15 protein-coding genes are annotated in these 15,579 nt (G+C 54.3%); 2 read left to right on the top strand and 13 right to left on the bottom strand.

Going from position 1 to position 15,579, the window contains the following annotated elements; genetic code table 11:
• Positions 1–34: 34 nt before the first annotated feature.
• From ACMYSL_RS07145 to speB, 5 genes are all read right to left on the bottom strand, one after another.
• On the bottom strand, positions 35–490 hold the full coding sequence (locus tag ACMYSL_RS07145) for a PTS sugar transporter subunit IIA (RefSeq protein WP_182234288.1): 456 nt from the start codon (positions 488–490) through the stop codon (positions 35–37).
• Positions 487–1,851 (bottom strand): PTS galactitol transporter subunit IIC, encoded by a 1,365-nt coding sequence (locus ACMYSL_RS07140; protein WP_181485235.1) that lies wholly within the window; start codon positions 1,849–1,851, stop codon positions 487–489. Before ACMYSL_RS07140 ends, ACMYSL_RS07145 begins: the two co-directional genes overlap by 4 nt.
• A 3-nt stretch (positions 1,852–1,854) precedes the next feature.
• The gene (locus ACMYSL_RS07135) at positions 1,855–2,136 is read right to left on the bottom strand and encodes a PTS sugar transporter subunit IIB (protein WP_009652557.1); all 282 of its coding nucleotides are present in this window, start codon (positions 2,134–2,136) and stop codon (positions 1,855–1,857) included.
• A gap of 228 nt (positions 2,137–2,364) precedes the next feature.
• Positions 2,365–3,180: an ABC transporter substrate-binding protein gene (locus ACMYSL_RS07130; RefSeq protein ID WP_369685508.1), complete on the bottom strand. Its 816-nt coding sequence runs from the start codon at positions 3,178–3,180 to the stop codon at positions 2,365–2,367.
• 15 nt (positions 3,181–3,195) lie between these two features.
• A complete protein-coding gene (speB, locus tag ACMYSL_RS07125) occupies positions 3,196–4,167 on the bottom strand; it encodes an agmatinase (protein WP_434661981.1) in 972 nt (323 codons plus the stop codon).
• Positions 4,168–4,303: 136 nt separating this feature from the next.
• Between speB and ACMYSL_RS07120 the strand changes: the two genes are divergently transcribed.
• Positions 4,304–5,206, top strand: a complete 903-nt coding sequence (locus ACMYSL_RS07120; protein WP_009652525.1) for a LysR family transcriptional regulator — start codon at positions 4,304–4,306, stop codon at positions 5,204–5,206.
• Here the strand turns inward: ACMYSL_RS07120 and ACMYSL_RS07115 are convergent.
• Complete coding sequence (locus tag ACMYSL_RS07115; protein WP_434661979.1) at positions 5,203–6,396, bottom strand: MFS transporter; 1,194 nt, start codon at positions 6,394–6,396, stop codon at positions 5,203–5,205. The genes ACMYSL_RS07120 and ACMYSL_RS07115 overlap by 4 nt on opposite strands.
• Before the next feature lie 64 nt (positions 6,397–6,460).
• On the bottom strand, positions 6,461–7,237 hold the full coding sequence (locus tag ACMYSL_RS07110; protein WP_434663975.1) for an SDR family NAD(P)-dependent oxidoreductase: 777 nt from the start codon (positions 7,235–7,237) through the stop codon (positions 6,461–6,463).
• 145 nt (positions 7,238–7,382) lie between these two features.
• Between ACMYSL_RS07110 and ACMYSL_RS07105 the strand changes: the two genes are divergently transcribed.
• Positions 7,383–8,303: a LysR substrate-binding domain-containing protein gene (locus tag ACMYSL_RS07105; RefSeq protein WP_434661977.1), complete on the top strand. Its 921-nt coding sequence runs from the start codon at positions 7,383–7,385 to the stop codon at positions 8,301–8,303.
• Positions 8,304–8,341: 38 nt separating this feature from the next.
• Here ACMYSL_RS07105 and ACMYSL_RS07100 read toward each other — a convergent pair whose 3' ends face one another.
• The 6 genes from ACMYSL_RS07100 to ACMYSL_RS07075 form a co-directional block, all read right to left on the bottom strand.
• Positions 8,342–9,115 carry a transporter substrate-binding domain-containing protein gene (locus ACMYSL_RS07100; RefSeq protein WP_434661976.1) on the bottom strand — a complete coding sequence of 258 codons (774 nt, stop codon included), beginning with the start codon at positions 9,113–9,115 and terminating at the stop codon, positions 8,342–8,344.
• 35 nt (positions 9,116–9,150) lie between these two features.
• On the bottom strand, positions 9,151–9,945 hold the full coding sequence (locus ACMYSL_RS07095; protein ID WP_434661974.1) for a CatB-related O-acetyltransferase: 795 nt from the start codon (positions 9,943–9,945) through the stop codon (positions 9,151–9,153).
• Between the two features lie 155 nt (positions 9,946–10,100).
• Positions 10,101–11,195, bottom strand: coding sequence for a fimbrial protein (locus ACMYSL_RS07090; RefSeq protein WP_434661972.1), 1,095 nt, complete (start codon positions 11,193–11,195; stop codon positions 10,101–10,103).
• A 10-nt stretch (positions 11,196–11,205) separates the two neighbouring features.
• On the bottom strand, positions 11,206–13,752 hold the full coding sequence (locus ACMYSL_RS07085; protein ID WP_434661970.1) for a fimbria/pilus outer membrane usher protein: 2,547 nt from the start codon (positions 13,750–13,752) through the stop codon (positions 11,206–11,208).
• Between the two features lie 27 nt (positions 13,753–13,779).
• Positions 13,780–14,439, bottom strand: coding sequence for a fimbrial biogenesis chaperone (locus ACMYSL_RS07080; RefSeq protein ID WP_434661968.1), 660 nt, complete (start codon positions 14,437–14,439; stop codon positions 13,780–13,782).
• Between the two features lie 311 nt (positions 14,440–14,750).
• A complete protein-coding gene (locus ACMYSL_RS07075) occupies positions 14,751–15,347 on the bottom strand; it encodes a fimbrial protein (RefSeq protein ID WP_434661966.1) in 597 nt (198 codons plus the stop codon).
• Positions 15,348–15,579 lie beyond the last annotated feature (232 nt).

The raw sequence follows: 15,579 nt of genomic DNA, 5'->3' as shown, positions 1-15,579 counted from the left end.
TGCGGCTTCACCGTATTGAGCTCATCATTTTATCTTACTGCGTGACGACGGCATCGGTGAACACTTTTGCAATCTCCTCTGGCGTCATTTTCACGATATCGTTAACTCGATCATGATCGGCCAATAATGCGAACAAGGATTGAATAATTGCCACTTTTTCGCAAGTTTTATCAATCGCCATCATCACGACTATCTGCGGGACAACGCTCTCTTCAGGCTCGTCGGTACGCTGAAATTCAACCCCCGCCAGGTTAATGCCGATTGCAAAACCGGTCTGGTTAACATGCTCAAACTCGGTATGCGGAATGGCGACGCTATGGGTCTCCATAAATATCCCGGTTGGATAGACTTTTTCCCGTTCAAGTACTCCGTCGGCAAAACTCGGTTTAACCAGCCCGTCGGCCTGCAGGCTATCTGCCAGGCGGGTCAGTAAAGCCGTCCGACTGACGGACCCGGTAAACTTCACCACCCGCTGTGCGCTAAACATCATTTCCCGCCCTCCACGCTCGCTTCGGCCATCTGTTCATTTTCCTGCGCCAGCTTACGGCGATTCCACAGCACCAGCGCGATGGTGCACAGCGTCAGGATACCTACGCCAATCTCTTTCAGATGGAAACTCTGGATAATCGCCCACGGCAGCATCGCCCCGGCATAATCCACGCTGCTAATACTGGTGGTCCCCTGCGGCAGCGAGAAGCCGGTGCTCACCGCGGTGCTGGTGACAATCGGCGCCAGGTTGGTACCAATCAACAACGCCAGACTTAAGGTTAACAGCCCGGTCAGCAGCGTGCGGAACATATCACCGCGACAAACCGCCGTCACCAACACGAAGGCGAACGGTAGGCCGGTCAAGGAAGCGAACGGCAGGAACTGGTTGCCCGGAATAATCGCCGCCAGTACCAGCATCACCGGGATCATCAGCATCGACACGGACAACGTCACCGGGTGCCCAACGCTCACGGCTGAATCCAGGCCGATAGCGATTTTGCCGAATGAACCGGCACGCGACTGAGCTATCTCCTGAATACGTTCGCTAATCGGATAAACCCCTTCCATCAGCATTTTCGCCATCCGCGGAATAATGGTCATCACCGCCGCCATGGTAATTGCGGTTTGCAGAATAGCTTTCACTTCGATACCCGCGATAATACCCAACAGCGCGCCGATAATTGCCCCCAGAGAGGCCGGATCGCCGAGAATAGATAACCGTTTCTGGATAACTTCGGTATCAATTTTGATATCGCGAATAACCGGGATGCGGTCAACAATGGCATTCACCAACCACGCAGCCGGGACAAATGATGCGGAAAAACCGTGCGGTACCGAAATAGATGGTAGGTTCAGGTATTTCTCAACATCACCACTAGTACGGTCGGCAATCACCATCGTAATAATACAGTTGATACCAGCAGCAAATATCCCCAGCCACAGGCTATCGGTAATAATCGTCACCAGAGAACCGGTAAAGGCATGATGCCACAGGTTCCAGATATCCACGTTCAGCACCCGCGTGGTTTTGGTATACAGCATCAACACGTTAATCGCGACGCACACCGGAATCACCAGCGCGCCGACCCGGGTCCCCATCGCTACCGCTGCAGCAGCAGGCCAGCCTACGTCCAGCACGTTGAGATTCAGACCAAAACGCTCCACCAGCGCATGGCTTACCGGGGTCAGGGAATCGATCATCAGATTAACGGTAATGCTTAAGCCGATAAAACCAATACCAACCATTAAACCGGCTTTTAATGCTTTGCTCAGCGACAGGCGTAATATCAAACCGAGGAGCATAAATATTAGCGGCATCATGACCGATGCCCCTAAACCTACAATGTAATCAACAATAAACATGGCTTAACCCTCGGCGAGAATTAATTCTTTCACGCTGCTGAAAACTTTATCAGTACCCATACCGGTTAATAGCGGCAGAGCGTTAACAACGGGAATAGAAAGCGCAACCGGCGAAGTAGAAACAATAAAATCTACATCGTCGCGGGTTTTGGCTTCAGCCACGGTTCCCTGGGAAATACGGACTTTATCGAGAATATTCTCTTTTTTCAGGAAGTCCTGGAGCTTATTTAACGCAACGGTACTGGTCGCCACACCGGCGCCGCAGCAAATCATCATGTGTTTCATGAGCAATCCTCTCTGTTTTGGTGAGAGGAATTAAAGCATGCAGGAAAAATATGAATTGTGATCAGTGTGTAATTTTACACACTGAGTACACAATGAATTGTAGAGTTAAAAGTAAGACATTGATAAGTAGTGATTTTAAATCATACTCAAATGTGTAATCACGCTAAAAATGTGATGAACATCTCATTACAGTGTCCGTTCATCTGTATATTTTATATTTTTTACACACTACTGCACCGTGTCATCGGTGATGCCGTATACCGCATATTTTTTCAGCAAGGCGCTGTACTCACCATTTTCACGCAGGGTTTTCAGTGCGGAGGTCAACTGTTGCGCCAGCGCCTGGTTACCCTTCTTGATGTAAATACCCAGCGTTTGCGGATATATCGTCTGCGGGGAACTGACCTTCAGTCGGCCTTTGCTGCGCTGGGTAAACAGGCTGACTACGCCAGCAATATCCACCTGAGCCTGAATATTGCCGGAGAGCAGTGCCTGCAGCGTCTCCGGCGCGGTCGGGAACTCTTTAATCTCAATCGCCCCTTTACCCTGCGCCTGGCAATAGCTCGCCGAAAGCTCATGCAGCTTTTTCACCCACGATGTACCCTGCTGCAGCCCAATGGTTAAGCCACAAAGTTCGTTTTCCGTTTGCGGCGCAACTTTGCTATCGCTGCGCACCATGATATAGGCCCCGGTTTTAGCATAAGGGATCGCATCCGCCTGCTGGGTACGCTCCGGCGTAATATAGAGTGCAGAGATCACCGCATCCTGGCGTCCCCCGCTCAGGCCGAGGATCAAGCTGCTAAATTTGGTATCCACCAGTTGTAGCGTCAGGCCCGCTTTTTGGCTTAATAACGCCGCCAGTTCAGCATCAAAACCGACGATTTTGTCATCCTGCCAGGATTCAAAAGGCGGGTAGGCGACTTCCATCGCTATTTTCAGTTTTCCCGGCGACAGAGTCGCATCCGCCGCATTGGCCGCCGTAACAAGGCCTGATGCCAGAACCAACGCGGTAGCGAGATAGCGCAATGAGAGATTTCTTTTCATCATAATTCTCCGCTGTTATTGAGAAATACGCCGATGATGGGCGTCGGCAAGCTGGCACAGGAGTTCAAACATCATGGTCGCGCCGGTCAGGCTGGTCAGATTGCCCTGGTCAAAGGGAGGCGAGACTTCCACCACGTCGGCACCAATCAGATTCAATCCAGCAAGCTGACGAACGCAGCGCTGGGCCTGCAGCGTGGTCATACCGCCAATTTCCGGCGTTCCGGTACCAGGCGCATAGACCGGATCCAACACATCGATATCGAAGCTGATATAGGTAGGCTGCTCGCCAACAATCTCACGCGCCCTCCGCATCACCTTGTCGATACCCAGCTCGTCCACCTGCTCCATACGGATGATGGTGATACCGTTCTCCTCCGCCCAGCGGTGCTCATCGGCGGAAAACAGCGCTCCGCGGATGCCGATTTGCACCGTGCGTTGCGGGTCGAGAACGCCTTCTTCTACCGCACGACGAAACGGAGTACCGTGGGTAAAGCGCTCGCCGCCAAAGTAGCTGTCGTTAGTATCCGAGTGGGCATCAAAATGGATCATCCCCAACGCCTTATTCCGCCCGAGCGCCCGTAAAATCGGCAGCGTAGTGAGATGATCACCACCCGCGGTTAGAGGCATCACCTGCTGCTCATCAAGGGCGCGATACCAGGCTTCAATGCGCGCCAGGCTATCCTGCATATCTACCGGATTGATACGCACATCTCCCAGATCGCCAACGCGGGCATAATCATAGGGAGAACGGCGGGTGGTCTGGTGGACTCGACGCACCAGGCTTGAAGCATTGCGTAGCTCGCGTGGCCCGTGGCGAGTCCCCGCACGGTTTGTGGTTCCGCCGTCCCACGGCACGCCTACCACGCCGATATCCAGGTCGGCGGCCTGTGGCGCAAAAGGGAGACGGAAAAAGGTCGGTAATCCACTAAAACGTGGAATTTCGCCATCCTGCGGCTGCGGGTATTCATGTTCAATTAAGGATGTCATTGCTGTGTCTCCAGGGCTTTTCGGGGCGATGAAGACATACTGCTGAACACGGATGAGAGAAAAAATAGTCAAAAGCAAAAAATTAGTTTAGAAAAATAAAAACAAAACCCGGGGCTTACAGCGGAGCATCCCCTCTATGTCAGTTGGAAAATTTCCGAATCTGCGGCTGTTACACGTTTTTATTACCGTGGCGAAATATCAGGGCTTTGCCAATGCGCAGCAGGAACTTAACCTGACGGTTTCGGCTATCAGCAACTATATGAGTGAACTGGAAGAGAAGCTCGGCATCACCCTATGTCGTCGCGGTAGAGGCGGTTTTTCTCTGACCGAAAAAGGGGAAACCGTCCTCCAGCAAAGCATCGACCTGCTGAATTCGATGGAGGATTTTGAGCGCAATACGGCGACGCTGCGCGGCGAGCAGACCGGGATTTTTAATCTTGGCGTAATTGACTCGACGATTACCGACCCGATGCTGCCGATGAGCGAAATCATCGCCACGTTTAGCGAGCGCTTCCCGCTGGTGCATATTAATTTACAGGTCAGAAGCCCGAACGCGCTTTTGCAGGGCGTACTGAATAATGAACTGGATCTCGCCGTGGGCACCTTCTCTTTACAGGCCAATAGCGTGGTGTCTCACCCACTTTATCGCGAACAAAACTGGCTCTATTGCGGTGACAAACACTCTCTGTTTACCGTTAAGCACCCGACGGAAGCGCTTATTTCCGAGATGCGAATGGTCACCCGCAGCTACTGGAGCAGCAGCGATTTAGGGCGCAAAGGCTTTAAGCAGAGCGTCGCGAGTGCAGAAAGTATGGAAGCGCAGCTGATGCTGATTCTGTCCGGCAAATACGTCGGCTATCTGCCGGAACACTACGCTTTGCCCTGGGTGCAATCGCAAAAGCTGCGCGCCCTGCTACCAACAGAATATGGCTACCAGGCTCCCTTCTCGCTGATTTTCCGCCGGGGTCGCAGCAAAGAAACCTTAATTCGCTCAATGCGAGACGCCGTGCGTGCTGGCGTTAAATCACGCAAGAATTAGGCCCGTTTCGCTGCTCGTCCGCCGACCAGCAACGCAAGCAGCGCGATGACAATCGGCACCAGCGATCCCCACAGCACGGCATTCCAGCCAAAGAGGTTCATCAGCGCACCCGAGGAAAACGAGCCAATCATCATGACGCCGAAAACAATAAAATCATTCAGCGACTGCACCTGGGTTTTCTCTTCCGGACGATGGAAATCCATAATCTGCGCCGACGCGCCGGTAAAGCCAAAGTTCCAGCCAATACCCAACAGGATCAGCGACAGCCAGTAGTGCATTACGTCGATACCGGCCAGGCCGACCATCACCGACAGCACCAGCAGAATTAACCCAGCCGCGTTAATACACCGGGCTCCGAATCGATTGATTAATTTACCGGTGAAAAATCCGGGCCCGTACATGGCGATAACGTGCCACTGAATCCCGAGGTTTGACGCCTGCTGCGAGATACCGTGCATATGCATAGAAAGCGGCGCGGCGGTCATCAGGAAGTTCATCACCATATAGGAGATTGCGCCACTGAACACCGTGCGGGCAAATCCCGGCTGGCGCACAATTTCGCCCAGCGGACGGCCGCCGGATTTTGCCTGCGCCACCGGCTCGGCGGTTTTTACCCCCAGCAATACCAGTGCTGATATCGCTGCCACCAGCCCCTGCGCGATAAAGGTGATCGCGAAGGTATGCGGCGGCCACAGGTTCATGGTGCCGGTGACCAACATCGGCCCGATGACCCCGGCGGCCACCCCGCCGCCCATGACCAGGGAGAGCGCCCGCGCGCGGCGCTCGCCGCTGACGCCATCGGTGGCGGCAAAGCGGAACGACACCGCCACTGCGGCGTAGGCTCCGCCGAAAAAGGCCGCGATACAGAATAGCCAGAATGAGCCAATAACCACCGCCAGCGCCGCCAGTAGCCCGGTCAAAACACCGGCCCCGGTGCCGGTCATAAAGACGGTTTTGCGCCCGCGCCTTCTGGCCAGCGCACCAAACGGCAAAATACAGGCCGCCATGCCCAGCACAAAAATGGTGATCGGCAGCGTCGCCAGCGTGGGATTCGGCGCAATGGCGTTCCCCACGATCGCCCCGGTGGCGTAAAACACCACCGAGTTCGCTCCCGCCAGCGCCTGCGCCGTGGCCAGACGGACGATATTCCGGTTTTGCTGCGCGACCGGCAGCGTTATCTCAGCGCTCATTGATTTTCGTTATCCTGGATGCGTTTTATTTATGCCAATAGCTCTGGTGACATAATGAACGTAATCAGGCATTTCGACCAGCCATCACGCCGCCGTCAATATCCCATACCGCACCAGTCACCCAACCGGTACTATCGCTGAGCAGGAATGCCACGGTTTGCGCGATATCCTCAGGCGTGCCAACGCGGCCAATCGGGTGAAAGCTGTCAAAGCTATTCATCACCGTCTTCACCTCCTCTTTCGCAATAAAGCCTTCATAAATCGGCGTATGTACCACCGCCGGGGATACCGCATTAACGCGAATACCGCTGCTACCTAGCTCAATCGCCAGATTTTTGGTTAGCGCATGCAGTCCGGCCTTCGCCATTGAGTAGGCCGATGACGGCGTCGCGCCGATAGCCTGCTGCGCCCACATTGAGCCAATATTCACAATCGCGCCTTTGATACCGGCGGCCAGCATGTTGCGCACCACTTCGCGGGTGATAAAGAAGGTCGCCCGATTGAGATTCATATACAAATCATAATCGGCCATTTCATGTTCAATAAACGGTTTCGGGAAGAAGACGCCAGCGGCGTTAACCAGCAGGCTGATATCCCGATGCTCGGCGTTGATAGTCGTCATTACCTGCTGCATACCCGCTTCGGTCATCAGATCGGCAACGATAATATCCACCTTGCCGTAAGCCGCCAGCGCCTGACGCGCCTGCTCCGCCTTCTCCTGGCGATTGCCCACCAGCACCACGCTGCCGCCGTTCTCAATCACCCGTTTGGCCGTCGCCAGCCCCATGCCGCTGGTCCCACCGACCACTAACAGCTTTTTCCCAGTAAATTCTGTATTCATCATTAACCTCTTCACGCTTGATTTGTGTGGCCTAAGCATGCCTGTCTTGAGTTACGCTGACGAATGAGAAGAAATAGCGCCACAACAAAGAAAATCTATCTCGATGGGGTATACTGAAGCGAAAAATGACCGAGGAATATTCACCATGCGCTCGCTTAATCGACTGAAATGGCTACATGCTTTTGAAGCCGCCGCCCGCCACGGCAGCTTTACCGGCGCGGCCCGGGAACTGGGCGTGACGCCCGCCGCCGTCGGGCAGTTAGTCAGGGCGCTGGAGGATTGGGTCGGCCACCCGCTGCTGCACCGCACCCGGGCAGGCAAGGAACGTCTGACCCTGGTGAGCGATGCGCAGGAAGCGCTGCAGGATATTACCCTCGGGCTGGATAAGCTCGAGAGCGGGCTGAATAAGCTCCGCGGCCGCCGGGCGCGCTCCGTGGTGGTGATCACCGCTTCGCAGGTGTTGATGATGAACTGGCTGATGGAGCGCTTAAACCGCTTCTCTGAGGCTTATGAAAATATCGACCTGCGCCTCAACGTCACGGAAAAGCTGATGGATGTTTCCCACGGCGAAGCGGATTTGGGGGTTCGCTGCGGACGCGGCAACTGGTCTGGCGTCGATAAAACCTGGCTGATGGATGAAGAGGCGGTACTGGTGTGCAGCCCGCTAATTGTTCCGCCGGGGAAAATCGCCTGCGGCGTCTGGCTGGCGGAGCAAAAGCTGATTCATGATGATACGCCGCATCCCAGCTCCAGCTTCCCTTCGTGGGAGGATGTGCTGACGGCAACTCAGGCCCCGGCCCCTCGCGATAGCGGTCTACATATTAATTCAACCTCGGCAGTCATTCTCGCCGCCCTTAGCGGGCGCGGCGTCGCTATTGTGCGCCATGCGCTGGTTAAGCAACTGCTCGCCACCGGCCAACTGGTTCAACTACATCCTGATAACCGCTGGCCGCTAACGTGGTCTTATTATATCGTCACGCCGCAGCATGCGGTGATGCGCCCGGAAGTGAAGGTATTTTATGAATGGCTGCTCGCCGACGTACGGGCAGAAAATCAGAACCGCTGATTTCTGCCTCGGACACCACATAGAAAACCTTTAGTGAATCAGGATTTCACCTGATCATGAATCCGCCATTTCTGTTTGAGCACATTTTTGTCCTGGCTCTCCAGCCACTGGTTAACCTTCTCCAGCAGCTGCGGGTTGTCTTTGTTCATCATATAGACTTTGAAACTGGCGGTTCCGGCGAACGGCGTCTCGTTGGCTACGCAAAAAACGCCCGGCTCATTGCTTTGGTAATAGACCCCTTCGATCAGGTCGGTCACCATCATATCCGCCGTTTTCTGCCGCAGCGCTTCAAGGTTATCGATATTGTTTTTCACCCGAATAATCTGCGCATGCTTGATATGTTCATCGACAAAGCTCTGGTTGGTGCCGCCCGGATTCACAACAACCTTCACATTCGGCTGGTCAATTTTCTCCAGGCTGCCAAGCGCGGGGGCCGCCGCGCAGTTAGCCAGCGCAATTTTACCATTCGGTACCACCGGCTGGCTTAGGGCAAACTCTTTTGCCCGCGCCGGGGTTTGTGTCACCCCACCCATAGCGATATCAAACTTATCGGCCTTCAGGTCAGCGGAGAGCGTCGGCCAGCTGGTCTGCACGAAGCTCACCTTCAGGCCCAGCCGCTTGCCAAGATCTTTCGCCATATCAACGTCGTAGCCCAGCAGCTCCCCGGCTTTATTGTGAAACGCCAGCGGCGCGTAGTCTCCCGGCACACCTACTTTCAGCTCGCCGCTTTGTTGAATGCTGTTCATATCGCGCGCCTCAGCGCCAAAGGCGACGGCAGCAATGACGAAAGCAATACCTGACTTCAACTTCATCTTTTTATCCTTGTCCAAATGTGAACCGCTTCTGATTAAACCGCGCTACGCTGCGGATTTTGCTTATTAGCCATAACAGCTTTAATCATGGATGCCGTCAATACCGGCGGCGAGAAAGTCAGCATCGTCCCTTCAGCAACGCGCTCGGTGAACAATTCACAAAAGCGCTCAACCTGATTCACCGGAAACGCAGCAATATCCTGGGCGGAGAAACGCCACCATCGTAGCGCCAGCAGTTGTTCAATAATCGCGTCGTTAAAGCGCATACGGATCGGTTTTGCCGGGTTGCCGCCGACGATGGTGTACGGCGCGACGTCTTTGACCACCAGCGCGTTGGCGGCAATAACGGCCCCATCGCCAATAGTAATGCCCTGCGCCAGGGTAACATTCTGACCAATCCACACATCGTTACCGATGGTTATTGGCCGGGGCGTTTTCTCAAAGGGATAAAATTGATTGGGTTTACCGCTGTCGGCTGCAAGAGTCGACATGACGCCGGAGAGATGGGCATAAAACACCGGGCTGGCGCTGGCCCACTCCAGAGGGTGTCGGTCGCCAAGCACCTGCAAGCGATCGGCAATCGAGGTATAACGCCCTACCTGAATCAGCGCCGGAAGCAGGGTTCGCGTATAGCTAAAAGCGCCCATGGAGGCCAGCCGTTCACCGCAGCGCCCCCAATAGGTGGTATATGGTTCGGTGACTAGATTTTCCGGTATATCAATTAGCAGGTCGTCACGGTAAAAGGCATGGGCGCAGGTAAGCTTCTGCCCGCCGACAAAAACGCGATGCGCCTGCAATAAAGGTTTTAGCTCACCAAAAGCGATTTTCATCTTCGATTTTCCCGCACAAAAGTATTCCAGGTCAGCCGCTTAATCTCTCGATCATTGATAGCGTACCGATCTGCTCACCGTGCAAAAAATCGTAATGACATCTCTTTTTTGTGAGCTACAGCGCGAAAGCGGTGGCTCTTTTATCGCAGGAACCGTTAGTTATATTCCAGTGCGAAAGTCACCATGCTGTTTGCCGTTCCGGCGGTTACCGCGTCATCGATCTGCACATATTGGGCGCTGAAGTTGATATTTTCCGCAGCGCCCGCGCTGCTGGCGGTGATTCGTTTGAGCACCGGTAAGTTGCTGGCTTCATTAATTTTTACGCTGGTCCCGGCGGCGGGTGCCGGGGCGCTATTATTGCCGTAGGTGAGCTTGATGCCCACGCCGCTGGCGGAGGCGTTCTGTTTACTGAGCGCCAGGGTATCCGTCACTCCGGCCTGCGCTGTCACGCCAAAAAAGCCAATGCGAATATCGGTTGGCGTCGAGCAAAAAACCGGGATGGAGAAGCTCTTTGCGCTACCGCCGGTAGTGCTTTTACCTTTGAACTCCGCCTTATTCACCGTGCCGAGGCTAACGTGAATGTTCGAGGTCGAGACCTGACAGCTGCCGCTGCTGCCAATATCCACGTTCAGCGCGGCCATATCGAGCGTGACCGGCGAGCTGGCGACAAATCCGGCGCTGCTGTCGGCCTGCTGCTGAATGGTCAGTTCACCGATCTGCGGCTGTGCCCAAACGTTAGCGTGGTTGCCGCTAACCAGCGCGACCTGCCCGGTCTTGTAAAACGTCACAAATACTTTCACCACCGTCTGCTGCTGTGTCAGCAGGTTAGCAATCTCATTGCTGTCGCAAACCGTCACTGACTCCGCGCTTCCGGCGGTATGGCTGCCATCAATAAAACGAATCACCCCACCGTTGCACTGAAAGCCCAGCGAATATCCCATGCCGTTCAGCGCCGAGGGAAATACGTGCTGACCGTTAATCGACAGCGGTGATGAGGCGGTTTTTAGCTGCCGATAAACCAGACGCTTAGCCACGGCTTTCGGCACCTGAAGATCACAGGAGAAATGAATGCCGCCGCCGTTATCCGCCATCATACTGGTCATCTGCGTGTTGAGCGGTAGAGTGGGTAGATACTTGATATTCTGGACGTTAATGGTCATCTGACCGATATCCCCTTTGCAGGTTTCCGCCCATCCACTGTGGCTATAAATCCCCACCACCAGCAGCAATAAAAACGATACTATGCGCAAAATAACCTCGTTACAGACAGACGCCAGAGACGGTTTTTAGCGGACTCTGTTCATGCTGTGCGTTATCGGTAAGATGGAAATGCAGCGCGCATTTCCGCGAAATGTTGTCGGCGTTCCACTCCACGTCCAGGGTTCCCTCTTGCAGAACGCCGCTCAGATAAACTTGCCCCATGTCCGCAACCATGCCGCCCGGAGTCGCCCCTTCGTCATCTTCAGTCTTGCGCAAATGAACGCTGGCACCAAACGGCAGCAGGCCGTGGCTATCGCTGAGCGTAAACAGCACGCGGCTGCCGATATGCGTCTGATAATTAGCCTGCACCACCGCCCCGCCACCGGGGATCACCGTCTGCCCTTCAAGATCGACATCGGCATCGTCGGCCAGCGATTCGGTATCGAGGGTAATGGTGTTTTTGCGATATGCCGTCAGCGAGGGCACCACCGCATAGCCCCGCCAGTCGGTATGCACGTTGCTGCCGTTCTGAATCGCCACATCGGCAGCCCCCGGCGCGCGCACGATGGCAAAGCTCTCACCTACGGTCTGCCCCAGCGTCACGCCATGCTGATGGGCGACGATAGAACCCGATGCGCCCCAGGTAAGCTGGCTGCTTGCGCTGTCATGGCGATAGCCGAGCTGCGCGCTGCCGTAACCGCCGTGGTAGTCCAGCGATGCGCTGCTGTTGCTGCCCTGACCGCCGTTAACATAGCCCTGCTGTAGGGAATAATAGAGATTCGGATTGTGAGGAACCGAACCATATAACGAGGCCTGCTGCGAAGTTCGTCCGTTATTGTCGGAAGTGGTGCTGTAGCTCACCGCGCTCCCGGAGAACGGGCCGCCAAGCGGAATACTCAGGTTAAACGACCAAGAGCGATCGGCTTTATCGCGATCCGAGGACTGAGTGTAGTAATAGCCGACGCCCCACGAGACGCCCCGCCAGGCGCTGTAAAATCCGAGATGGAGCGTTTCATCGCGGCTTTGACGGTGCCAGTAATCTTGTGAATAAGCGGAAATCGCCAGGCTGCTCATGCCGCCGAACGCCTGAGAAATGGACACCTCTTCGCGGCTACGCTTGTTATCCAGCAGCCCGCTGCGGCTTTCAAGGGTATTCGCTTCGCTAAAGTCATAGTAGCCGCTGGAAGAGTAGCGGTAGCTGGCAAGACTAAATGAAGTACCGGTTCCGGCGAAATCCTTCTGATACTGTACGCGAACGGAGTGGCCCGCCGAGCGCTTTCCAGAAGGCGTCGTCGTGCTGGCCCAGGTCGCGTCTCCCCCAAGCGAACCCAGTTCGCCAAAACCGCGCCCGACGCCGAGCGCCCATGACTGATAATCCTGCGCCAGCTGGCTACCGCCGTAGAGGGTGAACTCCGAAGGCAAGCCATAAAACAGCGTACCCTGCAAAAACGTCGGCGATCGGGTCTCGCTCTGCCCGGAATGGTAGCGTCCGGCGTTCAGGCTGAATTTAACTCGCCCTTCGCGCAGCATAAAAGGTACTGCCGAAAAGGGCTGCGTAAAGGTGCGAACCGAGCCATCGCTCTCTTTGACCTGCACTTCGAGGTCGCCGCTTTGCGCCGTCGGGTAGAGGTCGTTAATCGCAAACGCCCCCGGCGAGACAAAAGTTTCATAGATAACGTAACCATGCTGGGAGATGGTCACTTTGGCGTTGCTGTGCGCCATACCACGGATCGTCGGCGCAAAACCGCGCTGGCTGTCCGGCAGCATTTCATCATCGGACATCAGCTGCACGCCGCGAAACTGCACGCTGTCAAAGACTTCACCGGAGGTAAAGGTGTCCCCCATGCGCAGCAGGCTTTTCAGTGATTTCACATCGCGCTGCAGCCAGGTGCTTTGTGAATTCCAGCGCCGGGTCTGCTGGTCATATTGCATCGACGAGACGTTACGCAGACGCCAGGCCCCGAGGTTAATTCCGCTGCGCAAATTCAGATAGCTCGAACGCTGATTATCCTCAGCCTGCTGGCTCTGCGACCCGGTCAGGCTGTAGTTGACGAACGCGGCCGGGATGCCGTCATCCCAGCGCGCGGGATCGACATAGCCACGGCTCTGGACGTTCATCGCGGCCTGCGGAATGCTCAGGTTCAGGCGCTGGGTAGCGAAATCAAAACGGCTGCTGGCATCAGGGATATAGCGCTCAATGCGGGTAAACCTTTCGCCGTCATGCAGCGTATTAAAGGCCGGGAAAGCGCTGACGTTAACGCCATATTCCGCCAGCTGTGCCGGAGTTAATTGCGGTTGCAGCGCGCCGTTGCTGTCGACAAAAGTCACTTCACTTTGGGCTATCTCCTGGTTATTCACCCAAATGCTGACCGGATACGTCCCCGGTTGTTGGCCGCCTGATTTAGCAAAATAGTGTAAATCAGCGGTCTTTTGCTGCGGATTGGCGAACTCCAGCGCAGCCGGGTCAAAGTAGTCGTCTGCCCTTGCCGGACTACTTTGGCAAAGAAGAAATAGCGCCGTCGGCACCGTCGCTAATAATAAAAATCCCCCGGTTGGCGCGACGATCGCTGAATAACCGGGTGTGATACCAGGGGTGTTATTTTTCACAATGTTCTGCCCAGGCGAAGCAAAAAATTACTGCTGTGCGTAATCCGTAATACCGCCAAAATCATTAATGGCGCGCCATTTGACCACTCCGGAACCGTTCACCGGCCACTCTTTATGGGTTAATGGCCCAATCATTCCGGGTTCACTAATCTCTTTACCACCAACCGAAATAACAAAAAAGGAGACAAAATAAGGCGTTGAGTTTTGCGCAATCAGGCGATTACCCTCAATTTTAAATGTCAGCTTACGCCACGCATCGGCGGGTTCACCGGCGAGCCCCTCCGGGCGATAGAAAATCTTAAATTTCGATTTAATATTGACTTGTAATTTATTGATTTCATCTTTTTGCGTTGGCGCAATACTTTTCACATTCAGCCAAAAAACGGATTCCCGATCCGCTGGCATATTTCCGCCAATGTAATTAATACGCAATACGTTCTGTTGTTCAGGGTCGAGACGAAATAGCGGCGGCGTGACAATAAAGGGCACCCGACTTTTATTTTCCGGCACATAGTTTTCTACCCATGACTGCACCAGATAAGGCGAATGGGTATCAGCATTGGTCACTGAAATTGCAGCTTCGCGCTTCCCTTCCTGATAAACAACACGGGTCCCGCCCATGACAATACCGGCCTGTGCCGCAGTGGATAGCAGTAAAAAGGCTATCGCGGCAATCGTTCTTTTCATAATAACTACCATCAGGAAATAATAAAGAGCAGGGATGAATACCTGAGACGGGTAACAAACCGCTATTAAATATTGTGTTCGCATTTCTGCCGGGCGGCGGCTAGCGCCAGCCCGACAGGGGCAAAAAACAGAAACTGCGTTGCGCGCGCTTTCCCGGAGGCGATGCTACGCATCTGTCCGGGCTACTGACCCCCGTAGCCCGGACAGCGCAGCGCCACCGGGAAGGCAGACATCCACAGTATCTACGAAATCTTCAATATCAACAGGCGATAAGAGCCCCGCTGTTTCGGCGTCTGACCTGCTCTTTTTTATTAGTTGTAAACCATATTGAAGTTAGCTGTACCGTCGGCAGAACCGGCAGAAACCGCGCTGGTAGAGACGTAGTCAGCGAAGAACTCCAGATCGGCGGTACCGGTCGTGGTGCCGGTAGCACCAGCGGTAACGTTATGACCACGTGAAACAGCTCCCAGACCAACCGGCGTTGATTTATCATTTTCATACAGCTTAATCGCCACCCCTTTCGCGGTACCGTTAATCGCCAGCAGGTCGCTATTGGTGGTATCGCGGGTGCCGTCAAACAGCACGGAAACGGTGGTGACGGTTGAAGGACAATCTTTCACTTTGATATGGAAGGAGGTTTTGGTGGTTTCTGAGCCTGTGCCGGTAAAATAGCTGCTTGCCCATTTCCCCAGATCAACGCTTTGATTTGCGCTGGTGCTATCAACATTACAGGAGGAGTCGGTAATAGAGCCGGTAAATTCAACCTGACCGCCCGTCCCCTGGGTTCCCGCGCTGCTGCCGGGATTAACGGTCATAGCAGAACTGGCCGGTTGGGAAATACTTGATAATGCTGAGCCAGACACCAGAGCACCGACAATCATTGCCATAACACGAAATTGCGTTTTCATTATTTATCTCATCTCTAACTTATATTTTTGCCGATTACGCATTGAGCCAGTATAGCCTGAGCGAATCTGCTTACAGATCCTCCATGTTAATGATATTCGCGTTCCATCCGCAGGATATTGGGCGTACAGGCATCCTGCTCCGCTTATTTCTATGACATTATTCATGCGCAAAGAATTATTGAGCGAAACGACTAAAAGATGCATTTAGAGTACAAATAAATATTATCCCGCC

Origin of the sequence: Klebsiella sp. MISC125 (genome assembly GCF_051131775.1) — a bacterium.
In the GTDB taxonomy this organism is placed as follows: domain Bacteria; phylum Pseudomonadota; class Gammaproteobacteria; order Enterobacterales; family Enterobacteriaceae; genus Klebsiella.
The sequence above is the reverse complement of the archived record's forward strand: the minus strand, read 5'-3'. Positions and strand labels throughout refer to the sequence as shown.